31 protein-coding genes are annotated in these 25,785 nt (G+C 66.6%); 2 read left to right on the top strand and 29 right to left on the bottom strand.

Translation table 11 applies throughout. The annotated features are described in order from the left end of the window. Window positions 1-54: 54 nt before the first annotated feature. Entirely contained in the window at window positions 55-492 is a 438-nt protein-coding gene (locus RI032_RS15570; RefSeq protein WP_425603800.1) for a hypothetical protein, read from the bottom strand. A gap of 357 nt (window positions 493-849) precedes the next feature. Between RI032_RS15570 and RI032_RS15565 the strand changes: the two genes are divergently transcribed. Next, window positions 850-1,521 carry an SOS response-associated peptidase gene (locus tag RI032_RS15565; RefSeq protein ID WP_322547275.1) on the top strand — a complete coding sequence of 224 codons (672 nt, stop codon included), beginning with the start codon at window positions 850-852 and terminating at the stop codon, window positions 1,519-1,521. Between the two features lie 50 nt (window positions 1,522-1,571). After that, window positions 1,572-1,874, top strand: coding sequence for a hypothetical protein (locus tag RI032_RS15560; protein ID WP_322547274.1), 303 nt, complete (start codon window positions 1,572-1,574; stop codon window positions 1,872-1,874). 32 nt (window positions 1,875-1,906) lie between these two features. Here RI032_RS15560 and RI032_RS15555 read toward each other — a convergent pair whose 3' ends face one another. The 28 genes from RI032_RS15555 to RI032_RS15420 form a co-directional block, all read right to left on the bottom strand. Beyond that, a complete protein-coding gene (locus RI032_RS15555; RefSeq protein WP_322547273.1) occupies window positions 1,907-4,948 on the bottom strand; it encodes a hypothetical protein in 3,042 nt (1,013 codons plus the stop codon). Window positions 4,949-4,969: 21 nt separating this feature from the next. After that, window positions 4,970-8,035 carry a host specificity factor TipJ family phage tail protein gene (locus tag RI032_RS15550; protein WP_322547272.1) on the bottom strand — a complete coding sequence of 1,022 codons (3,066 nt, stop codon included), beginning with the start codon at window positions 8,033-8,035 and terminating at the stop codon, window positions 4,970-4,972. Beyond that, window positions 8,032-8,409 (bottom strand): nitrite transporter, encoded by a 378-nt coding sequence (locus tag RI032_RS15545; RefSeq protein WP_322547271.1) that lies wholly within the window; start codon window positions 8,407-8,409, stop codon window positions 8,032-8,034. Before RI032_RS15545 ends, RI032_RS15550 begins: the two co-directional genes overlap by 4 nt. Then, window positions 8,409-8,888 (bottom strand): DUF1833 family protein, encoded by a 480-nt coding sequence (locus RI032_RS15540; protein WP_322547270.1) that lies wholly within the window; start codon window positions 8,886-8,888, stop codon window positions 8,409-8,411. The genes RI032_RS15545 and RI032_RS15540 overlap by 1 nt, the downstream gene beginning before the upstream one ends. Further along, a complete protein-coding gene (locus RI032_RS15535; RefSeq protein ID WP_322547269.1) occupies window positions 8,885-9,349 on the bottom strand; it encodes a hypothetical protein in 465 nt (154 codons plus the stop codon). The genes RI032_RS15540 and RI032_RS15535 overlap by 4 nt, the downstream gene beginning before the upstream one ends. A gap of 27 nt (window positions 9,350-9,376) precedes the next feature. Continuing rightward, on the bottom strand, window positions 9,377-12,397 hold the full coding sequence (locus RI032_RS15530) for a phage tail length tape measure family protein (protein ID WP_322547268.1): 3,021 nt from the start codon (window positions 12,395-12,397) through the stop codon (window positions 9,377-9,379). After that, window positions 12,394-12,642 (bottom strand): phage tail assembly chaperone, encoded by a 249-nt coding sequence (locus tag RI032_RS15525; RefSeq protein WP_425603861.1) that lies wholly within the window; start codon window positions 12,640-12,642, stop codon window positions 12,394-12,396. Before RI032_RS15525 ends, RI032_RS15530 begins: the two co-directional genes overlap by 4 nt. Window positions 12,643-12,736: 94 nt before the next feature. Next, window positions 12,737-13,129 (bottom strand): hypothetical protein, encoded by a 393-nt coding sequence (locus RI032_RS15520; protein ID WP_322547266.1) that lies wholly within the window; start codon window positions 13,127-13,129, stop codon window positions 12,737-12,739. 73 nt (window positions 13,130-13,202) lie between these two features. Then, window positions 13,203-13,502, bottom strand: coding sequence for a hypothetical protein (locus RI032_RS15515; protein WP_322547265.1), 300 nt, complete (start codon window positions 13,500-13,502; stop codon window positions 13,203-13,205). Window positions 13,503-13,580: 78 nt separating this feature from the next. Next, the gene (locus RI032_RS15510; RefSeq protein ID WP_322547264.1) at window positions 13,581-14,048 is read right to left on the bottom strand and encodes a hypothetical protein; all 468 of its coding nucleotides are present in this window, start codon (window positions 14,046-14,048) and stop codon (window positions 13,581-13,583) included. Between the two features lie 127 nt (window positions 14,049-14,175). Beyond that, window positions 14,176-14,418, bottom strand: coding sequence for a hypothetical protein (locus tag RI032_RS15505; RefSeq protein ID WP_322547263.1), 243 nt, complete (start codon window positions 14,416-14,418; stop codon window positions 14,176-14,178). 9 nt (window positions 14,419-14,427) lie between these two features. Beyond that, on the bottom strand, window positions 14,428-14,838 hold the full coding sequence (locus tag RI032_RS15500; RefSeq protein ID WP_322547262.1) for a phage tail terminator-like protein: 411 nt from the start codon (window positions 14,836-14,838) through the stop codon (window positions 14,428-14,430). Continuing rightward, window positions 14,835-15,260 (bottom strand): hypothetical protein, encoded by a 426-nt coding sequence (locus RI032_RS15495; RefSeq protein ID WP_322547261.1) that lies wholly within the window; start codon window positions 15,258-15,260, stop codon window positions 14,835-14,837. The genes RI032_RS15500 and RI032_RS15495 overlap by 4 nt, the downstream gene beginning before the upstream one ends. After that, the gene (locus tag RI032_RS15490; RefSeq protein WP_322547260.1) at window positions 15,241-16,320 is read right to left on the bottom strand and encodes a phage minor head protein; all 1,080 of its coding nucleotides are present in this window, start codon (window positions 16,318-16,320) and stop codon (window positions 15,241-15,243) included. The genes RI032_RS15495 and RI032_RS15490 overlap by 20 nt, the downstream gene beginning before the upstream one ends. Window positions 16,321-16,326: 6 nt before the next feature. Then, the gene (locus tag RI032_RS15485) at window positions 16,327-16,683 is read right to left on the bottom strand and encodes a hypothetical protein (protein WP_322547259.1); all 357 of its coding nucleotides are present in this window, start codon (window positions 16,681-16,683) and stop codon (window positions 16,327-16,329) included. Beyond that, window positions 16,680-17,192 (bottom strand): DnaT-like ssDNA-binding protein, encoded by a 513-nt coding sequence (locus tag RI032_RS15480; protein ID WP_322547258.1) that lies wholly within the window; start codon window positions 17,190-17,192, stop codon window positions 16,680-16,682. The genes RI032_RS15485 and RI032_RS15480 overlap by 4 nt, the downstream gene beginning before the upstream one ends. A 2-nt stretch (window positions 17,193-17,194) precedes the next feature. Next, entirely contained in the window at window positions 17,195-17,782 is a 588-nt protein-coding gene (locus RI032_RS15475) for a hypothetical protein (protein WP_322547257.1), read from the bottom strand. A gap of 45 nt (window positions 17,783-17,827) precedes the next feature. Continuing rightward, on the bottom strand, window positions 17,828-18,766 hold the full coding sequence (locus tag RI032_RS15470; RefSeq protein ID WP_322547256.1) for a DUF2184 domain-containing protein: 939 nt from the start codon (window positions 18,764-18,766) through the stop codon (window positions 17,828-17,830). A gap of 12 nt (window positions 18,767-18,778) precedes the next feature. Continuing rightward, a complete protein-coding gene (locus RI032_RS15465; RefSeq protein WP_313242145.1) occupies window positions 18,779-19,231 on the bottom strand; it encodes a structural cement protein Gp24 in 453 nt (150 codons plus the stop codon). Between the two features lie 3 nt (window positions 19,232-19,234). Next, window positions 19,235-20,365: a DUF2213 domain-containing protein gene (locus RI032_RS15460; RefSeq protein ID WP_322547255.1), complete on the bottom strand. Its 1,131-nt coding sequence runs from the start codon at window positions 20,363-20,365 to the stop codon at window positions 19,235-19,237. Window positions 20,366-20,367: 2 nt separating this feature from the next. After that, a complete protein-coding gene (locus RI032_RS15455) occupies window positions 20,368-22,152 on the bottom strand; it encodes an anti-CBASS protein Acb1 family protein (RefSeq protein WP_322547254.1) in 1,785 nt (594 codons plus the stop codon). Then, window positions 22,152-23,681, bottom strand: a complete 1,530-nt coding sequence (gene terL / locus RI032_RS15450; RefSeq protein ID WP_322547253.1) for a phage terminase large subunit — start codon at window positions 23,679-23,681, stop codon at window positions 22,152-22,154. The genes RI032_RS15455 and terL overlap by 1 nt, the downstream gene beginning before the upstream one ends. Next, window positions 23,596-24,069 (bottom strand): terminase small subunit, encoded by a 474-nt coding sequence (locus tag RI032_RS15445; RefSeq protein WP_322547252.1) that lies wholly within the window; start codon window positions 24,067-24,069, stop codon window positions 23,596-23,598. The genes terL and RI032_RS15445 overlap by 86 nt, the downstream gene beginning before the upstream one ends. Next, window positions 24,069-24,242, bottom strand: a complete 174-nt coding sequence (locus RI032_RS15440) for a hypothetical protein (protein ID WP_322547251.1) — start codon at window positions 24,240-24,242, stop codon at window positions 24,069-24,071. Before RI032_RS15440 ends, RI032_RS15445 begins: the two co-directional genes overlap by 1 nt. Then, window positions 24,239-24,715, bottom strand: a complete 477-nt coding sequence (locus RI032_RS15435; protein WP_322547250.1) for a lysis system spanin subunit — start codon at window positions 24,713-24,715, stop codon at window positions 24,239-24,241. The genes RI032_RS15440 and RI032_RS15435 overlap by 4 nt, the downstream gene beginning before the upstream one ends. A gap of 1 nt (window position 24,716) precedes the next feature. Continuing rightward, complete coding sequence (locus RI032_RS15430; RefSeq protein ID WP_312738865.1) at window positions 24,717-24,932, bottom strand: hypothetical protein; 216 nt, start codon at window positions 24,930-24,932, stop codon at window positions 24,717-24,719. Then, the gene (locus RI032_RS15425) at window positions 24,929-25,258 is read right to left on the bottom strand and encodes a hypothetical protein (RefSeq protein WP_322547249.1); all 330 of its coding nucleotides are present in this window, start codon (window positions 25,256-25,258) and stop codon (window positions 24,929-24,931) included. The genes RI032_RS15430 and RI032_RS15425 overlap by 4 nt, the downstream gene beginning before the upstream one ends. Continuing rightward, window positions 25,255-25,770, bottom strand: a complete 516-nt coding sequence (locus RI032_RS15420) for a glycoside hydrolase family 19 protein (protein ID WP_322547248.1) — start codon at window positions 25,768-25,770, stop codon at window positions 25,255-25,257. The genes RI032_RS15425 and RI032_RS15420 overlap by 4 nt, the downstream gene beginning before the upstream one ends. Between the last annotated feature and the right edge of the window lie 15 nt (window positions 25,771-25,785).

Genomic DNA, 25,785 nt, shown 5'->3' with positions numbered 1-25,785 from the left:
GTGGATGGGCTTCCCGCCCACGCCGATCATAATGAGGAATGGTTGTAAAAGTCTCTACTTCCGCACTAATGCACTGAGCGCTAGCTTTGCCTCCTCACATGCAGCCGCAGATACTGCACTTAGCCTTTCGGCTTGCTGAAGCTGCTCCGGTGTCGGCGGTAGGCCCGGCAGCGGCCGCCTTGGCTTGATGGGAGTTTTGTCGGTCAGGAGGACGACCGCCTCTCGCAGCGGCAGATCCGGAAGCAGCCTGGCGGCGCACCAGCGCTCGGCGAAGCGCTTGCCCTGGCGGATGCTGGCGACCGGAGCGTTCTTGGTCTGCCACATCTTCAAGGCGTTCATGTGCAGGCGGTAGCCACCCTCGCGGGTCGGGGTGACGCTGGCCACCTCGCGCCCGTTCCACCACAGCGCCCAGCGCTCGCCCATCTGCACCCAGCCGGACGGGATGGGGGCGGTGCGGAAGCCTTGGTAGCCGAGCGAGGGAAGCATGGCCATGAGGATACGACCGCGAGTCGCAGAAGCTGCGACCAGAAGTATGAACCGATCAGGCCCCGGTGCGGGTTATTTTCACTTCGACCTCTCCACCACAGGGGCACGATGCGGACCTGATGACCTCCTCGCCATAGGAGTTCTCGAGGCTCAGGGAAAACACCTCGGACTCCGGAACGCTCCAGCTACCGGCAGAAAAGCTGCCTCCCCCTCGCTCGCGCGCGACGGGCTCGTCCACCGCCCCGCATCCTTTACAGGTCAGACGGTACTCAGTCGAGTCAATGGTGCCCATGCAGCCTCCGGTCGTTGAACCAGAGCATATTCCTACCCTCCCCATCACGCCAATCGGGATAGGTTCCAGCCATGTGCGGAAGATTCGTCCAGCTCCCCGTTGTCGACTTTGGCCAGCCCGGCTTGGCTGACCTCGCCCCCGGCTTGGCCATTATCGAACCGAGCTACAACCTGGCTCCTACCCAGCGGGCCTCGGTCATCCTCGAGCGCGGCGAAGGGCGGCAGGTCACCCGAATGGCCTGGGGCCTGCTGCCGTTCTGGGCCAAGGCCAAGGGCCTGCAGGGCTCGACCATCAATGCCCGCATCGAGACGGTGGCCACCAAGCCGGCATTCCGCACGGCGTTCAAGAAGCGCCGCTGCGTCATCCCTATGGCCGGGTACTACGAATGGTCCGTCAGTCCCGAGGACGGGAAGAAGGATCCGTGGTTCATCCACGCCGCCCGCCCACTCCTGGCGGCCGGCCTGTGGGAAGACAGCAGCCCGCTCCTACCCGACGGCAACCTGGGCACCTTCACCATCATCACCGGCGACAGCAGCGGCGTTTCGGCGGACATTCACGACCGCATGCCGGTCTGGCTGAAGGCCGGCCAGATCGATGACTGGATGGCCGCCAGCCCGGACGACGCCATGGCCATGCTGCTGGCCAGCACGCCCCCGTCCATGGAGGCCTACCGTGTCAGCCGCGCGGTGAACACGCCTCGGAACAACCGCGAGGATCTTCTCAATCCTGCCTCCCTTGAATGAGGCTTACCGAGTTCCCATTACGGATTTCCAACCAGCCAGAGGGAACAACCATGGGCGAGACACCGGAGCAGCTGCAGGCAGAGATTGACCATCTGCGGAAAGAGATCAAGCGCGTCGTCGCATTGAAGAATCAGCTCAGTCCGGCCGAGTACACGGCCAAGATTGATGAGAATCACGCCCGTATTGACGAGATCAATAAGATCTTGGACGGGCTGGGCGAGGACGATCTGGAGGAAGAGAACGACCTGCTCGATGAGCGCGATTCTCTCCTGAACGAAGGCCCGGGCGGCCTGGACTCTATCGACGAAGAAATCGAGGAGCGCCTGGCGAAGCTGAAGAAGCTCGGCCAGTAGGGGTGCGGCGGGGCCTGAATGGCCCCGCTTTTTCAGTCCAGCCAGGAGGCAAGTCGCTTGCCAAGCAAGTTGTGTTCTCGCGGGCCCGGGTGCACATCGAAGGTGGCAGCGCTGAAGTCGTTCGCCGACAGCCCGATTGCACCCGCCACGGCATCGTCGTAGAGCATCTCGGTCGAGATGTACGCCGCCCCACATGCATATGCCGCTTCCCTCAGTGCGCGCTGGGTGTACCGCCAGTTCCCATAGGTGTGCACAGCGTTGAGGTCGTTGGCGTTCGGGCGGAAGCACCCCACCACCACCACCGCGGCGCCCACTGCCTGGAAGGCCTGACAGATCGCGATGATGTTTGACCGGGTCGAGGCCTGCCCCAGCTCGTTCTGGCCGAACCCAACAAGGACCAGATCGCCGGCACCCACGTCGGCCACCGCCGCAGCAAGCCTGACGGTGTCCTGCCCCTGATAGGTAGCGTTGGCTGAGGTGCTGCCAGGGATGCTCCGATTGCTCAGCGTCACGTTGCTGCCGTACCCCGCCTGCAGGGCGCGCACCAGTTCCCAGACCATGCCGAAACGGGTGTGCACGGCGCCAGCACCGTCCCCCGTGTCATACACGGGAACCGTGGCCAGTACGTCGGCACCATACGGCGGATTCGCCAGCAGCCCGCCCACGTCCTTGGTGCGGTCATGGAATACGGTGTTGGCTGAGGAGCGCACAGCCGCGAGGCTGTAGGGACCACCCATCTGAGCGAAGTTGCTGTCGCCGTAGGCCAGGACCTTGAGCGGCAGCCCCTGCCGAAGCTTGCGCAACACCGGCATGAGCAGCCTGCGGTTGCGCGCCAGCTCACTACTGAACTCCGCCATCGACTGCCGCTTTACCCCTTCCGGGGCGTTGTCCCAGACGGGCAGAATCACCCTGGCCTCAACGTCGACAGCGAACAGCGCCATCTGCCCAACGCCAGGAGCCGGCACAAACTCACTGGCGTCCCGCACCCGCTCCACGCCCGTGACCACTGACACCGCGCCGGTAAGGGGGGTGTAAACCACAAGGTCGTAGCGCCGCGCTTTCCAGCTGTAGCTGACCAGAGCGGCCCTCTCTGCACCGCTGGTGCCGGGCAGGGAGAAGGCGCCCAACGCCGGAATCGACCAGTAGTCGGTTTCCACGCCCAGAACTCCACCGGTGCCGGCATCCTTGACCACCACCCCCGTCAGAGCCGCGTGCGCCACTCGGTCCCGCATGTAACTCCAGGTCTTTGCAGTGCCGCCGGCTGCCCGCAGCGTGATCGGCTCATCGGTCACGCTGCCGCCGGTGAGCGGCGCCAGACTTACGGTGGTGTCCAGTGCGCGCTTGCCACCACTGCGCGAGGCAGTGAACTTTACTCGCAGGCCGGCGCCCTGCCACCGAGCGGTCGCCTCAAGGATGGAATCACCCAGCCAGACCTCCGCCCCCTTGTCGTCCTGGTCGAGCTGATATCCGGTCAGGGTCAGGTCGTAGGCAAATCGGTAGGTGGTCGAAGATGCGCCATTCGACCACGACGACACCGGACCGCTGCGCCAGAACTTTCGGTACTGATCAGGAGCCAATCCAGCTGCGCTGTGGTAGGTAATCGCAGAAAGCAGGCGCGCTCCGCCAGCGTCCTGCGCCTCCACCACCAGGTAGTACATGGTCCCGGCCTCGACGGTGAAGCGCGAGAGCGGCAGGTTTACGGTGGCCATCGACGGCGCGCCGGGCACGATGCCCAAGTCATCCACAGTTCCCTGCGCGCTCGCCACGAGGACGTCACCACTGAACCCTGGGGACTGCACCTCCCAAGCCGCGCCGCGCGGGCGCGAGTACAGCCATACGGAAACTTTCGCCGTGCTGGCCTCAACCATCAGCGGGATGTTCACACCATCAGCCACGATGCCGGCCGGAACATCCAGTCCACCGACGATTCCAATGGCCCAGGTATACCGCCCGGTGGGAATGGTGAAAGCGCTCTCGCCGGCCAGGGCGGCCACCGTCTGCGGGGCGCTGGGGATCACCCTATCGATCGCAGCCTTGAACGTTTCCAGCGAGGTTGCCCGGGCATCCAGCTCCGCCGACTTCACAAGCTGCGCCGCGCCCAGGCTCCACGCAAGCGCTGATCCCGCGCCCATGTTGCTCCAGAAGCCGGCCGAAGGGGTAGAGAGGTAGTAGCCCATCCTCCGCTGAGACAGACCGGTGGCGCTGAGGTAGCCCATACCCAAGGCCAATGCAGCGTCCGACGCATCGCGCGCATCAAGCGTGACCAGGTAGGTGTAGCCAGCCTCAGCGATCACCACCGGGATCGGAACCCACACCCTCGACGCGAGGCCAACGGTCAGTCCAAGATCTGAAACGGGAACGGATTTGCGGGAGATCAGCACATCTCCGGCAAGGCCTGGCCCCGCGCGGTCCTGCGTGGTCACCGCGAGCGACCGGCGCCACACAGATACCCGCAGCTGCGTGGTCCCTGCAACGAGCTGAAGCTGCGCACGAACGCCGTCGAAACTGGCACCGGCCGCGATATCGGTGCCAACATCGAATGCCTGCGTCCACGACGAGTAGCCAACGCTGGACGCAACCAGGGCGGTGGGCGCGCGCGAGATCAGTTCGTCGTACATGCCAGAGCGCACCGCATCAGTGAGAGGATCGACTTGGCTGATCGCCGGGCGAACCTCATAGCGGTTGGCCTTCTGCGACATCACATCCGCATCCCGCCACTGCAACCCGGCAGCAACCATCACGTAGCGACCGCTGTTGCTCACGGTCAGGCCGGAGACGGGGTCAGTGTGGGTTCCACCATCACCGATCACCGCCACCTGGCGGTTCAGCGGGATCTGCCCTGCGCTAGCCGCAGCGCTCGCCGCCGCCCACGTCGGGAACTCGATGGTGCTGCCATCGGCCAGGAACTTCGCAAAATCCTGTTCGACCCCGGCCATGCTCTTCCGCGTGCGGCCCTTTCGATCAACCCAGGTCGGGGCATCGCCATTGATGCCGCTGTCCAAGTTCTCCGCGTTGTCGTACAGATCTTTGACAGCCGCCGACGGCACCGGGTTCCCAGTGTTGTGAGTCGTCATCTTGGTGTATCTCCGTTGGTGTTACGGCGCGTTCGCGTCGTCGTACTGGTAGAAGGCCGGGTCGTACTGCAGTGCGGCGATCTCCACCGAGCCGTCGTCGCCGGGGGTGATCTCGGAAAGCACTGCGTCGTAACCGACCCGCGAGCTGTCGCAGAAGATCAGCTCCGGCGGGTCGATGGTCGCGTCATCGAGGATCCAGGTGCTGAAGGAGTGCTCCGCCGGCAGTGCCGACGCGGCGATGGTCAGGGTGTGATCATCCACCCGCGTGGGCACGATCACTGCCGACGCCGAGCCGTCCTGGAACCGGATCAAGCAGCGCGGCGCGGCCAGGCTCCAGTCCAAGTACTCGCCCACCTCGATCAGCACGCGCGTGCCCTGCAGCTCGGCGTGGTAGATCATGCAGCTGGTGGTGCTGGAGCCGGGGATATCGTCTGTCAGCTTGACCCGGTCCCCGAAGTCGAACCGCAGGCCCATCAGCTCCGTCTTAGTGGTGTAGGTCAGCCGCTGGCCCTGATACTTCAGCAGCCGGCGCATGCCGATCCGGTATGCCCTGTTTCGGTTCCCTACCCCCTTCAGTTCGAACGTCTCGACCTTCATCGGCGTGTCACTGCCCGGCAGGCGGCATTCCACGGTTTCGGCTGCCCAGGTCACCTCATCGATGTAGGTCACGTCGACCCCATCGAAGTCATCCGGCCCCGGCGCGGTGAACGACGTGGCCAGCGGCTCCAGCTGCCTCTGCGGCGAGATGGCACCGCGCCAGGTCTTGATGCCTTCGCGCCCTGCCGAGCACATGCCGTCGCTGAGCAGGAAGTAGCCCATGCCGGCCTGCGTGGCCAGCTGCAGCACGTCCAGCGCGCTGCTGCCGGACTGCTCGGGGCTGTAGTCGAAGAACTCCCCGCGCGGCGTCCAATAGGTCTCCTCAAGATGATCCAGCGTGGCGCTGTCGATCTGATCCTCAGGCAGGCCCAAGGACCGCAGCACGTGCTTCATGGCACCGCTGATCGTCCGCGCTGTGCTGCCCTCGTACTGCCGCGTCGCCATCACGTTGAACCGCCTATCCGACTGCGCCGCCAGCTTCGTGCCGGTGGTCACCGTCAGTCCGATGGTGGTCAGGTCGTCGTAGCGCGTGGGCCGTTGCGCCAACCGCGCGCGCAGGCCCTGCCAGTAGCAGGCGTCCTTCGCCGAGTTGCCGCCGCGCTCGGTGACACGCCGCACGCGGACCTCAATCTGCCCGGGCGTGGCCAGCGTAACCCGCTCGCTGAACCCCAGAGAGTCGTCCGTCATGCCGGTGTAGGTGTGCGTGCGCACAGTCCACGCCGCGCCGGATCCGAACACGCGGTAGCCCACCCGCAGCGACACGGTGAAGGTGCGCTTGTTACCCTTGTCCGTGTACCAGATCAGCCCCCCGGGAAAGTTCAGGTCGTACTCGAAGGCATCGGTCACCTCCCCGTCCGGGCACACCAAGAACGGGCCCAGCCACTCTTCGCCCTCCTGGAATCCCGTGGCGCGGTAGTCGGTGGCCGTCCGGCTGGCCCAGCCCGGCCAGCTGGTGTCGACCACGCCAGCCTCGGTCAGGCGCTGCACCGTCAGCGTGAACCCTGACTTCGATGCGATGCGGTACTCGCTCTGGCCGCGCGACATCGCCAGCGAGACGGTGCCAGGCGGCAGGCCACCGAAAGCCGTGCCGGCCGCGCTGTCATAGGCCAGCGTCACACGCGGCTGCGTCGCAGGCGTGCCGCCAGTCGTGGCCACACCGGCCGTCGTGGTCGGAGCGCTGCCGAACACCGCCGCCGGCAGGCCGCTGAAGGTGATGCTGCCACCGGCATACGGACTCTCTGCCTCGGCGATGGTCACCACGCCGCCGGACTGTGTGGCCACCAGCCCGCTGTCCACCAGCTGGTCGTTGATTGCCGTCAGCAACACGCCCAGGGTGATGTAGTTGGCCTCCAGGGCAACGCTGTGGGTGATGCCGCGCCAGATGATGCCGAAGGTCACGGGGGTGCCGCTGAAGTCGAAGCTACTGGCCGCCGAAGACCCGACCAGCCGCGCCGGGCTGCCGCCCACGCCGGGGATGGCCGGGGTGCCAGCAGCATAGGTGGCCACGTACAGCGCATAGTCCGCACCGTTGTAGGTCAGCAGCACCGGCATGCCCACGTAGGGCGCCAGCTCCGCCACCGTGCTGCCGGAGATGATCGAGAACAGCCCGCTGGTGGTCGCGGTGTAGGTGGCCGCCACCTTCAGCGTCAGCACTGCCCCCACCACCCAGCTGAGCGGAAGAGAGGTGGCCGGCCGTTCCTTGCCGTCGGCGCCGGTGATGGTCGCGTTGTTCAGGGTGAACACATTTCCCGAGACCGTCACCGAGTCCGCGTTGATGCCGGTAACCACGTCGGCCGTGTCGCTCAGGTCCAGGCCGGCCGTGCCTGATGCAGTTGCACCCACCTCGGTAGAGTTCACCCAGTTCTCGGACCGCGCGTCACCACCTACGTCTGCACCAGGCGGGTAGATGGTCATCTGCACGTCGGAACCGAACGAGCTGAGCGGGGTGTTGCCGATGCGCGCCCCGCCGGCGGGGATCACGTGCTGACCGCGGCCCACGCAGACGAACATGGAGGTCTGGTAGCTGCTGCCGCCCACGAAGCGGGACACTGGCTGCACCAGGTAGTCGGGATAGACGCGATACTGCCCCAGCACCTCACGGATGGGGCTCCCCAGCCGCGCATTGTTCGCTCGCGCGGTGTCCAGGCTGAGGGAATCACCCTGGCCAAACCGGTTGCCCGATGGCATGTTGCTGGCCATGTAGATGGCGTAGGCGGCAGCAACGGCCACGACCACCCAGTACACGACCGCAGCCACGCCCTCGCCGTAGGCGACCGGATAGATGCGCACGTCCGCCTGCGATTCCACCCAAGTGGTCGCCCATATATCAGCAGGCAGCGGCACGCCATCCACCTCCACCTCGATCGGGTGCGGGCCGGCTGCGGTGTAGCTGGGCACCGTGGAGCGCAGCCACCCCTCGACCGTGGTCCGGCCGTGGGCGTGCGTCTCCAGCGGCTCGCCCGGCAGGCGCGACGGATAGATTCGGATCACGCGTAGTACTCCACTCGGGTGAAGCGCCGCTCGAAGCGCGCCACAGGCAGCACCGTCACATCGTGGTGCTCATTGCATTCCAGCGCGCACAGGCGGCCATCCGCCTCGATCAGCACCGCCACGTGCTCAACCACGCTGCCCTGGTAGCAGAAGGCCACAGCCCCCTGCCGCAGGTCGCTTCCGCTGCGCTCGGTGGCTGCGTCTGCGGCGAGGTCCGGCAGCTGCACGGCCGTGGCACCGGCATGCTCCGGCCATGCCTCCAGCCCCAGGTCCCTGCGCACCTCATTGACCACCCCGTAGCAGTCCAGCTCGGGGAACGCGCGGCCGCCGCGCACCCAGCGCACGTCCTGGTACTTCTCCAGATCGATTTCCATCACATGTACCTCAGGCCGGGATGCTTCGACAGCACGTAGCGGTTGCGCGGCCATTCCGTGTCCAGCACGTTCATGAAGCCGGCGGTGATCTGCACCTCGGTCGCCGTCCACTGGCCGCCCTTGATGACCACGCTGAAGGGCCGCTGCGCCGGCGCCAGCAGGTCCGTGCTGAGGTACAGCCGGAACGTAGCGACCATCTCCACCTTGGCGGCCAGCGCCGCGCGGATCTGGTTGCTGACGACGCCGGAGATGTTGCTGATGGCGAAGCGCAGGTCCTGCACGCCATCCGCATTGCGCGCCGGCTTGGCGATGTCCATACCGCAGGCGGTGAACGTCACGGTTTCGCCCGTCTCCAGCCTGGCCGTGATGTCGTCCCACCCCTTCGTCAGGTAGAAGGTCTGCGCACCTACCTGGATGGCCAAGGTCTCCAGCTCGACCTCGCGGCCACCCGAGGCATACAGGCGTTCGAGGATGCTCATGCTTCGGGCCACTCCCTGTTCGCCGCCAGATCAACGATGGCCGCATTGAAGATCGCGTCGGGGTATGCGGTGGAGCCGTCCGCCAGCAGCGGCCGCCGGAAGATCTCCAGCGTGGCGTCGATCCGCCAGAAGTTGCCGTCGACCAGGTAGGGGCCGTTGTAGAAGTCGGCAGTGAAGCGCGCGCGGTAGTAATCCACCCCCAGCGGGGTTTTCAGCTTGCAGAGGAACCAGGCCGATCCATCGACCAGGTCCTCCTGCACCCACTTCTCGAACATCGCGGCCGTGAGGTCCTTCAGCAGCCACGACAGAGTCACCATCGTGGGCGTGCTGGTGGACCGCCGGCGGGTCAGCGATGCACCGCTCTGGAACCTCGACGTCAGCAGGGGCGTGACGGGTTTGAACCCATAGCCTTCGCGGAGCGGCAGGGGTAGCCATGCCGGATAGGGGACTGCAGCTGCCATGTGGGGCCTCGCATTAGCTGCGCCGGATCAGGTGACCCGGCGCGACACGTTGTTTCCTCTGCGCAAGCCCTTCCCGACCCGACCCAGTCCTGTGGTCAGTTCGGAGGAGATGCGGTCGTAGTTCTGCTGCATGCCGCGGCGGACGCTCTGCTCCACCATCGCCAGCGTTCTGGCGTCCGGGTCACCGTTGATCTGGATCGTCGGGGCATACACGTTGCCGCCAGCGCCAGGCCCTGCCGCGCGCGAGGACGCGATGCGATCCAGCGTCGCGTCCATCTTCGCCGCGGTCCCTGCGGTCAGCACGCGCTCGCCCTTGTTGAGTAGCCAGGTGCCCTCCGTGGGAACCGAGTCGATGCCGTCGTGGGCCATGCCGGCCAGAGCCGTCGCGGAGATGGCAGCCACGTAGCTCTGCGACACCGCAGCAGCAGCCGCAGCAGCAGCCGGCGCCATTGCCGGACCGACGATTGGGATGGCTGCCGTAGACGCAAACGCTGCCAACTGCGCCTGCAGAGCCGTAGCCTGTGCAGTCGCCACCACCGCAGGAATCGAAGCTGCGCGAGTGGCCTTGCCGGTGGCCAGCTGCACAGCCTGATAGACCAACCACTGGGCGGCCATCTGCTCGAGGGCACCGATTACCGCGTTCCCCATGTCCACAGCAATGTTCTTCAGGGACTCGCCCAGGGACTGATTGCCGCGCACCATCTCATCAATCTGGCTGGCCACGCTGCTGGTGGTCGCCGCCAGCGTACCCTGCACTGCGTCCTGCGCCTGCTGGTTGTAGTTGGTGGCGTCGAAGGCGTAGTTCTGCCATGCCACCTGCGCACCCAACCGCCAGTCACCCAGCATCGCCAGACGCTGATCCTGAAAGGCCCGCTCCTTCGCCAGCTCCTGATTGCGGAAGGCGTCGGCGTTGGCCGCCAGCAGATCCCACGTAGCCTTGTCCTTAGCCACGTCGCGGCTTCCCAGCCGCTTCAGCTCGTCCTGGTACTCGCGCTGGATGTCCAACTGCCGGCGTAGCATCGCCACACCGTCGGATCCGCCGCTCATGCCCAGCAGGTCCAGCTCGTTGGATCGGTCGCGGTTGCTGGCTGCCTGGGCCAGGATGGCCTGCTGTCGAGCCAGCGCCTCTGCCGCCTCCTTCTCCTTGGTGTAGGCCACTGCCTTTTGCCCCGAAGCGAGCAGGTCCTCCTTCGCCGCCTCCAGCAGCGCCCGGGTGGACGCGGTCATGGTGTTCTTGCTCTTGGCCAGCAGCTGCTCGATCGCCATTGCCTGGCGCTCGCTGTCGGTCACCTTGATGCCGGTTTCGACCAGCTGCTTGTTCGCCTCGATCTGTCGCTGTGCGGTGGCCAGCACGTTCTGCGCCGCAGTGTCGTCGCCGTTCTTCTTGCCGACACCCTCGCGACGATTGAACTGCCGGTTCACGTCGGCCTCGGCCTTGGCAATCAGCCGCTGCATGGACCCATCGAAGTGCCGGGCGTCGTTGTCCTCTAGCTTGTTGTAGTCGGCAATGATCTTGTTGATGGCCTGGCGCTTCGCGGTCTCCCGGTCCAGCCCCGCCATCCTGGCCTTTACCGCCTGATCGGCAACCTCTCGCTCCTTCGCAAGCTCGCGTTCCGCGGCGATGACGTCACGGTCGTACTGCCGGACCTGGCCCAGGATGGCTGCGCCATCGGCCATCTCCGCCTTCCACTGCTGTAGCTGGGCGATCCGCTGACGGGCGGCGTCGGCGCCGGAGAAGCCGCGCGAAGCATCACCGGGGATCGGGCTGCTGCTCAGGCTCTGGAAGAACTGCAGGTCATCCCTTGCGCGCTTCAGCTGGCTGTCCAGGTCGTTCGCACCGATGGACTTGATGCTCTCCACGGTGTCAGCGAACGCCGCCAGTGCCCCCTTCCACGCCCTTTCGACCACGCCCGCGCTGTCGGCCATGCTGTTGGCACGGTCCCGCATGGTCCCGTCCAGCTGCTCCAACGCTGCTTCTGTGGCCGCATAGTCGCCGCGCTGCTCCCGGATCGCTTCGATGTGCCGGTAGATCTCCGGCGTCAGGAAGTTGTAGCGGTCATTGAGCTTCACCAGCGCGTCCGCGCCGCCTTCGGCCAAGCTCCTGACCTCTCCCACGGTGGTGCTGATCGAGCTGCCGGTGAGGTCGGCAAGGTTCACGGCTGCAGATGCCATCAGCTGCAGCGTGTGACCGCTGGCGTTGCCCTGCTGGACTAGCTCCCCGATGGCTGCGCCCGCCTCCTTGTAGCTGCCGCTGGCGCTGCCGATCTCCCTGCGCATGGCCAGCAGCTGGCCGGCGGTGAGACCTGCAGCCGTACCGGTGGCTGCGACCTGCCCCTCCAGCTTGCGTAGCTCCACATAGCCAGTGATGGCCACGGCCGATAGCGCCGCGATGCCGGCAACCGCCGCACCGACAGCAAGGCCCGTGGCCGTCATCACGCCGCTCAGTGCGCCAGTGCGCGCCGTCAGCGAGGTGATGGACGCCTGGGCCTGCCCGATGTCGCCGGTGGCGAGGGCCCGGAACAGCATCATCACCGACTGCTGGGTCTCGACCGTGCGCAGGTTCAGCTGACCCAGACGGCCGGAGAGCACGTCCGTGCCCTGCGCCGCGCTGAGCACCTTCGTCCGCGTCGCGTCCAGCTGGGCCTGGTACTGCTGGTAGACCTGCGGCTTGATGAGGCCGAGGTCGCGGGCCTTGGACAGGCGATCCTCCTGCTCTGCCAGCCTGTTCAAAGCGGCCACTGTGGGATTGATCTGCCCCAACAGCTTCTGCAGGTTCAGCTCACGGGCTTCCGTGGCAGTCGCGGCCTGCTTGGTGGCGACCGCCGTTCGCTGCTCGATGCGCTCCATCTCCTGGACCCGCGCGTTGATCTTCTGCTGCTCACCAGCCCAGTAGGAGGCCGACTTGCCGGTGCCCTGCTGGGTCTTCTCCAGACGCTCTGCAGCAGCGCCAGCCTTGTCGGCAGCAGCGGCGTTGTCGTCCAAGGCCTTGGTCCCCTCGACCAGACCGCTGCTGTCGACCTTGTAGCCCAGCTCGGCGATGTCGGTCATTTCCTGCTCCTCGCTTCCTCGATGGCGCGCTGCTGGGCTGCCGCCTGGTCTTCCCGCACGGCCTTGAGATAGGTGTCGTCCATGGTCATCAGCATCTCCACCTCCTGCGGGAGCAGGTCGACCAGCAGCAGCCGGCTCCAGTCCCCAACGTCAGCAAAGGTCAATGCCTCAGGACCGCTCTTGCGACGCGCTGATAGCTGCCAGAACCAATTCCAGACGTGTGCGCCCCTCTCGGGAACCCTCACCTCTGGGGATGGCTCTCCGAAGCGCTCATTGCGGGTACGGCGGGTTTCCCCGTTGCTGTCCGGCACGTCGTACCGGACCGTCAGGTAGATCGCGTCAGCCAGCTTCCTGGTCAGCTCCGCGAAAGAACTCGGCGCGGTCGCCCAGGGCCGCGTCCACCTGCTCTGCCACCCAGGGCAGATCCTTGAACAGGGTGCGCAGGGCCTTCTCCTCGAAGGAAGGCTTGTTGCCGTGGAAGGTCAGGTCCCCCTGCCACTCCCAGCCGCCCACCGAGGCCACCAGCATGTCGATGCGGCCGGCCTCCATCTTCTCAGCGGTCAGCTTGCCCCGGCCGAGCATGCGCTCGTTGGTTAGCTTGCGGGATGCGGCGCGCACCTCCGGGCTGCTGTCGGGGAGGATGGTCAGCACCAGGCCTACGGGGGCATCGGTGGCCGGGTGCTTGATGTCGATCGTGCGCGCGGCGGCGACGATGGTGCTCAGGTCGGTCATGGGTCTCTCATCCTGGGAAAAAGAAAAGGCCCGCGATGTGCGGGCCTCATGGGGTCTCGGTTTTCGGCACACCTCAGGGGGTGGCGACCTCGGCTACAGAGTGGCTTTCCACCACTCCATCCCTCAGCACCACGCTGACGGACTTGCCCTGCGCGCGGCCGAATGCGTTGGCCTTTGCGTAGGTCCACACCATCATCCGGGTGCCATTGGAGTTGGTAACCGTGGAGTAAGGGCGCCCGAGTTGCGCCACAAGCTGCGCCTCTGTGGTCTGGCCATCGGTAATGGCCGCCACGGACTCATCGCTGATTTCCTTACCCACCGTTGCGCAGCCTGCGATGGCCAGTGCCAGCGCCCCCGTCAGAATCCTCTTCATGGAAATCTCCTTCGCCGAAAGGGGCGATGGTATCCCATGCGGTCTGGCCCTACTGGGCGCCGGCCACTGGCCTGCCGGTCACGGGGTCGCCGGCGGCGCCACATCAATCGGCTGCTGGTTCAGCGCGATCGTGTAGGTGTTAAGGCGGAAGTCCTCATTGCGGCCGCCCGGCTTGTTCGGACCGGCCACCAGGCCACGCAGGAACTCGATGCTGCCGTCGGTGTGCTCGATCTTGAAGGCGTAGGCATCCGGGACGTCCGGTGCACCGGCAGCGCGCATGGCTACCTGACCCGGATCGGCCAGGTCCTCGGCCATCTCGACCTGCGGGTCACCCGCGTTGGTGATGCCCTTGCCCTTCATCGAGACCAGGGTGTCCAGGGTGTCGTAGTTGACGATATTGGTGCTGATGCCGCGCTCGCCGATGCTGCCGACCTTCTTCACCTGGATGTAGGCGAGGGCCTTGAACTCGGTTTCGGTGAGGTCTTCGTTCTGGGGGGTAACGCAGATGCTCAGCTTGCTGCCTGCATTGGTCTTTGCTTCGGCCATGGCCGGTCTCCTGTGGGTGGGCAATAAAAAACCCGCCACGGGGCGGGGGTCGGGTGAAACGCGAAAGGCCCGCTGGTGGGCGGGCCTCTCGAATAGATTCCGGAATAATTTGCGGTCGGGCGTGTCGTTACTTGGCGCCGGGGCCCAGCTTCGCCGCGACCAGCTGCATGGCCTGCGGCCGGGTGAACCCCGCCTCCACGTAGGCCAGAAACTCGGAGCGGACGAACAACGCCTGCTCCCGGTTGAACTCTTCCAGCAGATGCCGGTTCCGCTTCATCCGGTCGATCGCATCACGCAGCGCCTTCAGCTCACCCTCGGTGGGCGGGGCGTCGCTGCGGACAAGATGCAGGGCGGGCGGCTTGGGGCTCATGGCCGGATTCTACCCCGATACGAAGCCACGCCAAGGGATGGTGACCGGGTGCATGATGCGCTCCGGGTCCTGGATCAGGCTGGACGTCCACGGCCGGCGGTACACCGACACCCCGCCGAAGGTCGTGCCCTTGGCGAAAGCGGCGATGATCTGGTCCGTGACCGCGGTGCCGACCATGATCCCCTGCCCAGGCCGGTAGCACGCCGACAGCTGCCCGAAGCCCTGCAGCAGCGACGGGCCATCGTCGGCAAGGCCGTAGTTCTGGGTCTGGTTCGGGTACCACTGCAGTTCCAGCCAACGAGCGTCCTTCCCCACCGGCGGAGTGAACCCCCTGCCCGGATAGGAACAGGTCAGCTGCTGCGCGGCGGCGAACCGCTCCACCAGAATGGCGAAGGCGTCATAGATGGCGGTGTCGCTCATGGGATCTGGTCCTTCACCTCTTTGGCCACCGCTTCCACGATGAACACCCAGTTCTGCGCCGCCGCGCGCGCGAAGCCCTTGCCGGCCTGCGCGTACGTGCGACCCTTGCTGTCCTCGCCGTAGAAGCCGTGCTCCATACGCATGGCGTACTTCGCCGTCCAGCCCGCCCACACCGTCTGGCCGACCTGCAGGCCCAGGAACACCAGCCCGATGGCCTGGCCGCCCGCCTCCGGTGGTCCTTCTGTCGAAGCCCCGGCCGAGTTGCGCAGGAAGCCGGTGTCGACCGGCATCTTGCCGCCCTGGCCCTCCGGCGTGTTGGCCTCATCCATCAGCCGCTGGGCCGATGCCTTGAAGATGGCCTCTTGCCGCAGCTTGGCCTTCTCCGCGAAGGCCTTCACCTGGTCACCGAACTTGCTGGCCACGACGCAGCACCTCCGCCGCCATGTTGATCTGGTACCGCTTCATGCACCGGCACTGGATGATCTCTTCCGGCCCGGCACCCAGCGACGTGTCGCCCGGGTAGTGCATCAGCGCCCCGCTCGGCGTCTGGAATGGCTGACCGAAGGTCCGCTTCTGGCCGTTCATCGCCGCATGGCTGTGGCGCGTGCGCTCGTCGCCGGTGGCCGACCAATCGCATTCGATGTTCTCCGGGAGCACCTTGCCCCCTTCCACCTGCTGCCGGTAGGACTCTTCCCGCCCGGCATTCATCGCGGTCAGCGACTCGGTCCGTGCGATCACCTCGCCGCGCAGCGCCAGCAGCCGGTCGGAGTAGCGCCCGGCGATCTTCTCGATGTCCGCCGGCGCCACCGGCTTGCCGGCCTTGATGGCGCGGCTGACGATGCCGTCCAGTCGCTTGTCCCTGCGCTTCCGGCCGAAGTAGGCGGCCATCTGCGCAGGGTCGCCGCTGGCCAGCTGCTGCCGGACATTGGCGACGAACTGCGCCTGCTGGGAGGTCAGTCCCACCATGCCGCCGGCGCGCCTGCCGGTCTCGCTCACGCGGCCGACCAGGTCCAGTGCCGTCTGCCGTGGGTTGCGGCCCACCACCATGCCGTGCTGCAGCGCGCCCCGGATCAGCCCCCGCTGGTCATCGATGATGCCGGTGATCAGCCTGGACGAGTTGTCGCGCAGCCAGGCCTCTGCCACCGGGTTGCGCATGTCGAAGCTCCAGCGCAGCACCGACGTCTGGCTGACCGGGTTGTAGCTGCCCCTGATCTGCTGCCGCAGCGACAGCGCCGGTAGCTCCTCGATGCCGGCCTGCGCGCCACCCACGAACGCCAGGCGGATGGCCTCGGCCACCGGGGAGAAACGCGCTTCATCGAAGCCCAGCGCTTCCAGCAGAGCGTCCACGCGGCCGGCCGTCACCAGATCCGTCACCAGCTGAATCGTGGCCGCCCGCTGCGATGCCTCGACCGCCTGGAGGAACGCGCGCCTGATGGCCGGGGCCATCCTCTGTGCCAGCAGTTCCAACTCGCGGGGCGTCATGGTCGTTTACCTGCGAACGTGGAATTCGTAGAGCAGGACCTGGCCGCCCGGGGACAGCGGCTGCAGGTCGATGAAGTGATACCACTGGCCGCCCAGCAGCAGCCGGTCGTCCTTTGCGGGCGGGATGTCGACCGCGGTAGAGATCAGGCCCAGCTTGTCGCCCTGCAGCACCAGGGTGCTGTCGCGGTCGGTCAGGCTGTAGTCCAGCTCCACCACCGTGCAGTCGTGCTGCGTGGCGGGACCGGGCTGCGGGTTGTGCGGCGGTCCGGTCGGTGCGCCGTCGCGCTCGAGCTTCGTGGCATAGCCGAAGCGGGCAATCAGCCGCTCGGCCGTGGCCTGCATGCGGTCATAGAACGCGCTCATACCACCCTCACCGCGGGATAGACAGGCGGCGTCCGCAGCAGCGGCGCCAGGATCTCATCGATGGCCGGGACCACCGGTCGATTCGGCACCTGGCCTGCGGCGCTGGCGTCGGCATAGGTGACCTCGATCGGGCCGACCTTCTCCTTCGTCACCGCCGCGCTTGCCACGTAGTCCGGCGACAGGCTACCCGGGCTCACCAGCTCGCGCAGCGCCGCCTCGTAGGTCGCGCGCTCGACTTCGTCGGGCACTTCATCCGGCTGGATGGGGTCGCCGTCGTAGTCGATCGCACCGATGCGGGGCCACTCGTTCGGCTGGCCCCGCCCGGCCGTGCGCACGCCGGGGAACATGGACGACCAGCGGCCCGATGCGAGCAGCACCCGGTACCGGCCGTCGATGTAATCCGTGGCGCGCACCAGTGCCCCGGTCCGGGCTTCTTCCGTGCCGGCAGCCCAGGCGGCATTGCCACGCGCCTGGTGGTAGAGATCCGCGCCTTCCAGCGTGCCGTACATGGTCAGCCCTCGCCCTTCTTGGCCTCGGCCTCGGCGATGGCCGCCTGCAGCTTCAGCACGCCCCAGGTGCCCTTGGCGTCGATGCCCAGTTCCTTGGCGCGGGCCAGCAGCGCATCCTTGTCAGCCGCCGGCGGGTTCTGCGTGCCCGTGCCGCCGCTGGCCTTGGCGTTCTCGCCGTCAGCGGTCGCGGCGCCCTTCTTGGCCTCGGCATCAGCTTCTGCACGGGACTGCAGCTCGCGCACCATTGCCGCCAGCTCCGCTTCGCGGTCGCCTTCTTCCAGCGCGTTCCAGTCGGCAACGCTCAGGCCCGTGTGCTCGAACGCCTGGCGCACGACTTCGCCCAGCTGGACGGAAACGCCTTCGGCCAGCTCGATGTTGGCCGGCAGCACGTTGGAGCCGTTCAGAGATTCCTGCGCCGGCGCGGCGGACCTGCCGCCCTCGACGGTCAGGATCTTGCCCTTCAGCCAGCCCTGCACGACCGCGTTGCCCTTCAGGGCATCCCAGTTCGCGATCGAGGTGGCCTCGCCCGGCGTCAGTATGGTGCCGTCCGGCAGGCCCAGCGGGCCCTTGTGGTTGTTCGTGATCTTCATGCTTCGCTCCAGTGAGGCCCCGGCGCGCGGCCGGGGCCAAGCGGATCAGATGCCGTCGAGGTAGACGACTTCCTTCGGCAGGCGAACGTCGAGGCCGCCCAGGCGCATTACGCCCGGGATGTCCCAGCGCAGCGGGCCGCTCTGCCAGGCCGGCAGGAAGCGGTGCGGCATCGGCATGTGCAGCTTCAGCACCTGCGGATCGTTGCGGTACGCCACCAGGCGCGTGGTGCCGCCGACGCCAGCGGTATCCAGCCCGCGCACGCCGCGCAGGGTCAGCTGCTGACCGGTCTGCACGGTGTAGACGTTGTTGGCCAGGAACCACTGCAGGATGGTCATGTCGCTCTGGTCGCTCATCTTGCGAGTAGCGATCAGCAGGTACTTCGTCCACGGCAGCAGCAGGGTGTTGGCGATCGACGCGGTGTTCGTGCCGTTGAACACGTTGAGCAGCGCCTGGTTCAGCGTGGCCACGATGAGCTGCGAGTCGGTGGTGGCGTCCCAGCTACCGGTCGGCGCGGCCACGGGGGTGACGCCGGCGGCGTTGAACAGGCCGGTGAAACCCTTGCTGGAGTCGCCCTGCAGCGCGACGCGATCGACCATCTCTTCGGATGCCTGGCGCGCCGCAGCTGCATCGTCGGACTGCAGGGAGATGCCCAGCAGCTGCGCACGGCCAACCTCTTCCCAGCCGAAGCCATAGCCGATGCCCGCGGTGTGCACACCGGTCTGGTGCTGCGAGCGCGTGGTGCCGGCCTTCGGCACATCATCGGCGTTGCCGTTGATCCAGCCCGCCTTGCCGTACTGGTCGGACGAGTAGTAGGTCACCGAGGTGGCGAACTCGCTGCCCGAGGTATCCACCGGCACCAGGCCGCGGTACTGGACGGAGGGATACACCGTCCGGTAGACGCCCGGCTCGATGATCGAAGCCTGGGCAACGACGAAGCCGAGCGCGGCCTGTGCGTCGAACAGGTGCATGGAATTTCCATTCATGGGCTTGGCTCCTTAGCCGAGACGGACGACGGCCAGCTGGCCGGCCGCGGTGGTGCTGGTGTCCCAGCGGGCGCCGGTGAAGGCGGTGTTGTCGGTGGCGACGTTGGTGAAGGTGCCGGTCGCGGTCACGAAGACCGGATCGCCTGCCTTCACCGCGACGGCCGCGGCCACCCAGATGTCGCCCTTGGTGATGACGCGGGCCGAGGTGCGCTGCGCGAAGCTGTCCGGCACGCCGGCACTGCCGACGGCGGAGCGGTCCAGCAGGGTGATGCCCACCAGCTTCGTGGCGCCGGTACCGGCCAGGACAATGCCCTTGTCGGCGGTGCCCTGGGCCACGGCGCGGCCAAAGCCGATACCGGGCGAGGTTTCCACGTCGCGGCTGATGATCGTGGCCGGCAGCATGGTTGCCTGCGCGCCTTCGATGGCAACCGGCTGGGTGTCCGGATAGTTGGTCTGCAGTGCCATGGCTTAGGCCCCCTTCTGGTTGGCGGTGCGGTAATCGAGACCGTTCACGGACTCGGCGTAGCCGTTGTCCTGCATGGTCTGGCGGTGGGTGGAACGGTCGCCGAGGGCCAAGGCCACCGGGTCGCGCGGCTTTGCCTGGCCATACAGGCCATCGAACAGCGCTTCCACGTAGGCCTCATGCTTGCCGGCCACGGCCGAATCGCCGAGCTTGGCCACCACTGCGGTCTTGCGGACGTCGGCGTCGCTCTTGCCGCTGTAGTCGGCGTCGTGCACGGCCTTGGCCTTGGCGATCAGATCGCCGCGCTGCTGGACGCGCTGGTCCAGGTCGGCGTCGCTGAGGACCTGGGCCTTCAACGCGTCGCGCTCCCCCTGCGCCTTGGCAATGTCCGCATCCTTGGCGGCGATGGTTGCCTGGTGGGATGCCGCGGCGGTGCCGGCGGCGGTGTGGGCATCCTGCAGCTGCTGCTGCAGCTTGCCGATGGCGGCGGCCGATGCGTCGGTGCACTCGACGGGCAGGCCGTCGACCACGACGATGCGGGTCTGCTGGTTGCTCATGTGGTTCTCCTGCGATTGGGGATGGGCGCTCGGATCCGGTGCACCGGGGGTGCGCCCATCCCCGATGCGAAACTGGGAACCAGCCCGGCCGCGACAGACCAGGGCCAGATGGTTGTTGCGGATGTTTTTCAGCTTGGCGTCGTAGGGCTCGCCCTCGGGCGTGAAGCCGTCTTCCCAGACGATCTCGGCCGAATAGCCCTGCGACAGCTCGCGCTTGCCGGCATCGAAGTCATCGATGGCGGCCTGATCCATCAGCACCAGCGGTACGCGGACACGGGTCTTGTCGTGCGCGACCTCGTCGCCGGTATGGCCGATGGCGTAATCCTTCCAGTTCTTGGCGCTGACGTCCTCCGGCGGATGGTCGTTGGTCATCGGCCGGTGGGCGAAGCTGCGCATCGTGGCGTCGGAGAACACCTCCTCCGGCGGCCGGTACACGCGAACGTTCAGCAGGTCGGGTCGCCCAACTTCCTCACCCAGGTAGTTCTGGATGCCGGTTCGGGCCACGTAGGCGTCGGCCACAAGGTAGCCGTCCGCGGTGCGGCGGGGAGCCGTCACCGAGACGCGATCGGTCAGGAACATGGTCAGTCCTCGCGTACTTCTTCGAAGATTTCCGGGCCCAGCACGATGCGGCCGCGGTACTGCTCGACCTTCGACAGGTCGATGGTCGCCTTTGTCAGGCTGATGTGCGGCGTGTAGTCCGGGTAGTCGTGGGAACCGCCCGCCCGGATGATGCTTTCGTGGCGCCAGCACAGCTGCGACGACGCGAACAGCAGCACCGCCGACATACCGCCCAGCGGCTCGACCGCGCGCGGCCCACCCTCGGGGATCACCAGCTGATCCTTGCCGTCGGTGCCCCACTCGTTGGCGTTGCCTGCCTTGATCCAGTCGAAGGCCTGTCGGGAATAGGCGACCGTGACATGCAGGTCGTCCCGCAGCTCCCCGATGCCTTGCTCCTTTGCCCAGGCTGCGATCTCATCCGCGTTCACCACCTTGCGGCTGACGTACAGCGACCGCGGCTGCGCATCCTTTACCGGCACTGCCGCTGCGATCTCCTCTTCGTCGTCCTCGCCCGTTTCCTCCTGCGGCGTCGACTTTCCGTACTCCAGCATCTCGGCTTCCAGGCCCGGGGCGATGCCTGCCTCGGTCAGCATGTTCACCGCAACCGTGGACAGCACGTTGTCCGGGATCAGCTTCGTCTCGGAGATGATCTTGATGCTCTCGGCGGTGCTCTTGCCAATGGCTGCGCGCTCCGTGTCGGTGGTCTGCCACAGGCTGCGCCAGTTGTAGAACACCTCCGGCGGCCGGCTGCCCAGCGCGGAGCGGATCAGGCACTCATCGAGGATCTGCAGCGACGGCTGCAGCACCAGTTCCTGGTTGCTGCTGATGCGGTCGTAGTAGTTCCGCAGGTCGCTCTCGCCGCTGGCGTTGAGGCCACCCGGCGACTGGCCCAGCAGACGGGTCATCGGGATGTCGGACGCGCCCGACGTCAGCTGCATGAAGCCCATCATCAGGTCGACCAGTCCCCCGAACTGAGCCTGCTTCTGCTCGTATTCCTCCTCCGCGTCCAGCAGCAGCGTTCCGTTGATGCCCTTCGCCATCGCCGCGAGGGTCATGCGCTGCAGAACCTTCTGTTCGTACTCCGGGTCGGCCAGGCTCGACATGAAGTTCGGAATCTTGACCACGTCGACCTTCGCCTCGAACACCAGCGAGGCGATGTTCGCTGCGCTGGCGTCGGCGTCCTTGATGGCCTTGCTGATGGCCAGCAGCACCGAATCGCCCCACCCGTCGCCGATGCCGAACTCCGGATCCGGCCTTTCTGCACCGTGCAGGATCACCAGGCGCGACGGATGGATCTGCACCTGGCCGGCCGTGCCGCTGCTCAGGGTGTAGAACGCCGGCAGACCGTAGCCCGGCGATTCCGGGTCAAGGTCCAGCTCGCCGGCCTGCAGCACGCGCTTCGACAGCACGTTGATGTGGCGAATGCCGCCTTTGCCAATGGACTCCGGCTTCAGCGGCAGCATCGGGTCCGATTGGCCCGTGCCGATGTAGAGCGCGGCGCCGCCGGTAAGCCGTGCGCGGATCATCGCCTTCAGCACCTTCTGCTGCAGGCCGAGCCGCTTCTCCTCCTCCTCGATCGCGGTGATCTGCTCCTGGTCTGCGCTCCAGCCGCGCCACTTCCGGCAGCTGTCCATTGCCGGGATGTCGATCACCTTCCGCGCCAGCCAGGTGCCGCGGTAGGCGTTGTCGGCTTCCTGCTCCGACAGCGTGGGCATGGCGTAGAACGTCGAGGCGGCCTTGTCGCGCGGCGTGCCCAGGTTGGCAACCAGGTTGACCAGCCCGTCTTTGATTTGTGCGAGCTTGCCCATCAGAGCGCGTTCCCGAGGTTGTAGGTGCTGCCGGTGACCAGCTCAGCGAAGGCGCCCGAGAGGGCGTCCACCTGATCGTCGTGCTTTGCGTTGGGGAACTCGGCGATCTCGTCCAAGAACGCAGCCACCCATGGACCGTTCACCAGCTTGATGTTCCCGGCCTCGGCCTGAGCCTCGACCGGCGTTGCCCGGACCTCCTTGGATCCGGATTCCAGCGCTGCTTTGACATCCCAGCCGGCCAGCAGCTTGATCTGGTGCGCGGCGTTGCTCTTGCCGGCGGCGCCAGGGTCCTGCGGGATCCGGACCTTGATCGACTTCCCGTCCTGCAGCGCGGTGTTCTTCAGCATCGTCTCCACGCCTGCCGGCGACTTCTGGTCGCGCACGACGTCGAGCACGTAGTAAACGCCGCCGACTTCTCCCAACAGCAGACCGACTGTGTAGTCGGGGTCACCCTTCTTCTTCTGCAGCTTCGGATCCGTAGCAGCGAAGTCCCAGCGGCGCACCTTCCGCGCTGCCAGGATCGCCGGCGCTGCCTCCACGACCTCGAACCAGTCCCGTTTGAACTTGCCGCCGTCGCGCGGGGTCGGCCGTTGCTGCTGCTGGCCGGCAACTGCGTAGCTGCCCAGGATCTTCTTGTCGCGCTCCACAACGGCGCGCGGGAAGCGCTCTGGGAACAGCAGTTCGCCGTCCTCGGTGCGAGGATCCTCGAAGCCGATGGACGTCCGGCAGCGACGTTCTGGCTCGAACTCCATCGGCAGCATTAGGTGCTCGTACCCCAGACCGAGGTCCAAGATCTGCCCCGACACGTCCTTTTCGTGCAGGCGCTGCATGATCACCACGATTGCAGACGTGGCCGGGTTGTTCAGGCGGGTGGGCACCGACTCGCGGAAGATGCGGGTTGTCGTCGCGCGCTCCGCCGGGCTCTCCGCCGTCTCCGTTGAGTGCGGGTCGTCGATGATCACCCGGTCGCCGCGGCCACCGGTAAGGCTGGCAAAGGCCATGCCCTCGCGATTGCCCATCTTCGAATTGGCGAAGGACATTTCGCCCGACCGGTTCAGCTCGATCTCCGGCCAGAGGCTGCTGAACCACTCCGACTGCACCAGGTCGCGCATGCGCCGGCTGTCGCGCTTGACGAACTTCTCCGCGTAGGAGGTCGTCAGGTAGCGCATCGACGGCAGGCCGCGCGGTCCCCACTCCCATGCCGGCCAGAAGACACTGGCCACCAGCGACTTCATCGTGCCCGGCGGGATGTTGATCAGCAGCCGCGTGATCTGCCCGTCGGTGATGGCCTCCAGGTGTTGGCACAGGACGTCGATGTGCCAGCCGTGCACGTAGGGCTGCGCCGGCTCCAGAACCGGCCAGGCCTCACGGATGAAGCCAGCCAAAGTGGTGCAGCGCTGCCGGATCGCCTCGCCATCGCGGGCAAGGCGCTCGCGCTCAGCATCAGCCGCCCTCCTCGCCCGCTCCGCTCGGATCTCCGCCAGCGTCGGCAAGCGGACCGAGGATCTGTTCAAGGCGGTCGAGTTCATGGTCTGAAAGCTTGCTCAGGTCGTAGGTGCCAATCGCACCGCTGTGCTTGTGCTTCTCCACCAGCAGGCCGGCCAGCTTCCCCTTGCCCATCGTGGCGGTGACCGCCGCGCTGGCCTGTTTCTCCTTCAGCGCCAGCTTCCGGGCCTGCTCCAGCTCGGCCATCAGGCTGTCGACAGTCACCTCGGCTTTTTTGGCCACCTTCTGCTGGCCGGCGCGCACCGCAGCCTGGATGCGCGGCTCGCTCAGGAGCCGTGAGCCCTGCTGCTTGGCAGTCTTGTCGCTGTACCCGGCGCGGATAGCCGCTTTGGTGCCGTTGTGGTCCTGCAGGTATTCCTGGACGAACCGCTGCTGCTTTGGGGTAAGCGCAGCGGCGGGCTTGGCAGCCATCAGCTGAAGAACCCGCCCCACCAAAGCAGGGCCAGGATCAGCGAGGAAGCGACGACCGTGGTCCAAGCGTTGTGCCGGGAAGGCTTCCGAACCTGACCGTGCCGCGCCAGCTCCAGACCGATGCCTACAAGGACCAGCACAAAGTAAATGGCCTGCGGCCAACCGATGTTCATGGGTAACTCTCCTGGCGGTCTGCCGCGATCACGGCTTGGCAGGCGCGGACGTGGTCGTCTGCGTCTCGCCCGATTTGAACAAGAGCGCCCGCGACCTCTGCTCGTAGTTGGGCTGCCTGGTCACGTTCGACGGCGCCGGCGGCGGCTTGGGACAGGCGAGCGGTATTGCAGGTGGCGAGGTCGTCGCGCAGCTGGAGGCTGCCATCGCGCACGCCAGCAGCAACAGCACCCGGGACGGCCGTGGCCGCAGTTCGGTCTTCTTCATGCTTGGCTCCGATGGTGTCCAGCGTCTCGGCCTGGCTGTGCTCAACGGCACGGGTCTCGGTGAGCTGCTGGACCTGGCCGGCGTTGGTGCTGGCCTGCTGCAGGGCCTCCCCTGTCTCGGCGCGGTCGCCGCGCCAACCCCAGCCAGCACCGAACATGCCGGCAGACCACGCGGCGAACACCAGCAGGTAGATGGCGATGCGATTCACGTCAGGCCCCCGGACCCTTGCGGGTCATGCCGAAGAAGTAGCCGATGACCATGCCGGTGGCATTGTTCAGGCCACCGATCAGCATGCCGAACGAGTCCTTGTTCTCCGGCGGGATGGCTACCGCAATCAGTGCGGCCATGGCCATGCCGAGAAGGAACAGCACCAGCACGGCGATGCCGACGCGCGCAGCGCCAACGTTTCGGGTCGCGAAGGTCATGCGGCACCTGCCAGTGAGTGAATTTCCTCCAGCGCCCAGTGGTAGAGGGGCTGGTCGATGATGGTCACGCGGGTGAGGCGCTTACCGCGCACCTCCTTCACCGCGACCTGGGTGGATTGCTGGACCGCCAGCAGCACGAACGCGATGCGCTGCTTGGTGGGGTCAGGCTCCTGCAGGACCGCTAGGGCATCGCTGACCATCTCGCGGATGGCCAGCAGCAGCTCGGCGGTCGGGTTCTTGGCCTTCTGGTTCTCCAGCACCACCAGCACGCCCTGCAGCTGGTTCACTGGCGACAGCTTCGCGGCCTTCCTCTTGGCGGCCGTCATGCGAGGCGGAACAGCTTCTTGGCGTGGGCCAGTCGGTGCTTTCGATCTTCCAGCCCGTTGGTGCCGCCGTTGATGCGCCGAGTCACCGCCACGACGTCGTCGCGGTCAGCCAGGGCGTTCAGGCCCTTGCGCTTCCAGAACCAGCCGGCCGCCGAAACCGCCCAGGGCAGCTGGGCAACCAGCTCGGGGCTGCGCAGGAACAGGTCACCCTGCCCCATGGCGTTGCTGAAGGTCGCGTAGTTCTCGCGCCCGGTCAGCTGGATGAGCCCCCGGCCTTTAAAGCGCATGCCATCGCCCGGCTGCACGTTGCCCAGATCGGCCCGGCCTTCGTAGGCGCGGCCCGATGCGTACTCGGCCGCCGTCCGGAAGCCATCGGATTCATGCGCGACCTGCGCCAGAAAGTGCGCCTTCTGCAGCGCGGTCACGATGCCGAACTGGATGCAGGCATCCTCGAGGGGCTTGGCGTACTGACCGGCGCCCATGGCGGCTGCTACGGTTTCGGTGCTCACCATGGTGTCTCCGGAATA

The organism is Stenotrophomonas geniculata (genome assembly GCF_034508895.1).
Classification (GTDB): domain Bacteria; phylum Pseudomonadota; class Gammaproteobacteria; order Xanthomonadales; family Xanthomonadaceae; genus Stenotrophomonas; species Stenotrophomonas geniculata.
Note: the sequence above shows the minus strand (reverse complement) of the source record. Positions and strands in the feature narration are given on the sequence as shown.

Bases quoted from the DNA above. Each gene is read 5' to 3' on its own strand.
- RI032_RS15570 (WP_425603800.1), bottom strand. From the start codon at position 492: ATGGCCATGCTTCCCTCGCTCGGCTACCAAGGCTTCCGCACCGCCCCC.
- RI032_RS15565 (WP_322547275.1), top strand. From the start codon at position 850: ATGTGCGGAAGATTCGTCCAGCTCCCCGTTGTCGACTTTGGCCAGCCC.
- RI032_RS15560 (WP_322547274.1), top strand. From the start codon at position 1,572: ATGGGCGAGACACCGGAGCAGCTGCAGGCAGAGATTGACCATCTGCGG.
- RI032_RS15555 (WP_322547273.1), bottom strand. From the start codon at position 4,948: ATGACGACTCACAACACTGGGAACCCGGTGCCGTCGGCGGCTGTCAAA.
- RI032_RS15545 (WP_322547271.1), bottom strand. From the start codon at position 8,409: ATGGAAATCGATCTGGAGAAGTACCAGGACGTGCGCTGGGTGCGCGGC.
- RI032_RS15540 (WP_322547270.1), bottom strand. From the start codon at position 8,888: ATGAGCATCCTCGAACGCCTGTATGCCTCGGGTGGCCGCGAGGTCGAG.
- RI032_RS15535 (WP_322547269.1), bottom strand. From the start codon at position 9,349: ATGGCAGCTGCAGTCCCCTATCCGGCATGGCTACCCCTGCCGCTCCGC.
- RI032_RS15530 (WP_322547268.1), bottom strand. From the start codon at position 12,397: ATGACCGACATCGCCGAGCTGGGCTACAAGGTCGACAGCAGCGGTCTG.
- RI032_RS15520 (WP_322547266.1), bottom strand. From the start codon at position 13,129: ATGACCGACCTGAGCACCATCGTCGCCGCCGCGCGCACGATCGACATC.
- RI032_RS15515 (WP_322547265.1), bottom strand. From the start codon at position 13,502: ATGAAGAGGATTCTGACGGGGGCGCTGGCACTGGCCATCGCAGGCTGC.
- RI032_RS15510 (WP_322547264.1), bottom strand. From the start codon at position 14,048: ATGGCCGAAGCAAAGACCAATGCAGGCAGCAAGCTGAGCATCTGCGTT.
- RI032_RS15505 (WP_322547263.1), bottom strand. From the start codon at position 14,418: ATGAGCCCCAAGCCGCCCGCCCTGCATCTTGTCCGCAGCGACGCCCCG.
- RI032_RS15500 (WP_322547262.1), bottom strand. From the start codon at position 14,838: ATGAGCGACACCGCCATCTATGACGCCTTCGCCATTCTGGTGGAGCGG.
- RI032_RS15490 (WP_322547260.1), bottom strand. From the start codon at position 16,320: ATGACGCCCCGCGAGTTGGAACTGCTGGCACAGAGGATGGCCCCGGCC.
- RI032_RS15485 (WP_322547259.1), bottom strand. From the start codon at position 16,683: ATGAGCGCGTTCTATGACCGCATGCAGGCCACGGCCGAGCGGCTGATT.
- RI032_RS15480 (WP_322547258.1), bottom strand. From the start codon at position 17,192: ATGTACGGCACGCTGGAAGGCGCGGATCTCTACCACCAGGCGCGTGGC.
- RI032_RS15475 (WP_322547257.1), bottom strand. From the start codon at position 17,782: ATGAAGATCACGAACAACCACAAGGGCCCGCTGGGCCTGCCGGACGGC.
- RI032_RS15470 (WP_322547256.1), bottom strand. From the start codon at position 18,766: ATGAATGGAAATTCCATGCACCTGTTCGACGCACAGGCCGCGCTCGGC.
- RI032_RS15465 (WP_313242145.1), bottom strand. From the start codon at position 19,231: ATGGCACTGCAGACCAACTATCCGGACACCCAGCCGGTTGCCATCGAA.
- RI032_RS15460 (WP_322547255.1), bottom strand. From the start codon at position 20,365: ATGTTCCTGACCGATCGCGTCTCGGTGACGGCTCCCCGCCGCACCGCG.
- RI032_RS15455 (WP_322547254.1), bottom strand. From the start codon at position 22,152: ATGGGCAAGCTCGCACAAATCAAAGACGGGCTGGTCAACCTGGTTGCC.
- terL (WP_322547253.1), bottom strand. From the start codon at position 23,681: ATGAACTCGACCGCCTTGAACAGATCCTCGGTCCGCTTGCCGACGCTG.
- RI032_RS15445 (WP_322547252.1), bottom strand. From the start codon at position 24,069: ATGGCTGCCAAGCCCGCCGCTGCGCTTACCCCAAAGCAGCAGCGGTTC.
- RI032_RS15440 (WP_322547251.1), bottom strand. From the start codon at position 24,242: ATGAACATCGGTTGGCCGCAGGCCATTTACTTTGTGCTGGTCCTTGTA.
- RI032_RS15430 (WP_312738865.1), bottom strand. From the start codon at position 24,932: ATGACCTTCGCGACCCGAAACGTTGGCGCTGCGCGCGTCGGCATCGCC.
- RI032_RS15425 (WP_322547249.1), bottom strand. From the start codon at position 25,258: ATGACGGCCGCCAAGAGGAAGGCCGCGAAGCTGTCGCCAGTGAACCAG.
- RI032_RS15420 (WP_322547248.1), bottom strand. From the start codon at position 25,770: ATGGTGAGCACCGAAACCGTAGCAGCCGCCATGGGCGCCGGTCAGTAC.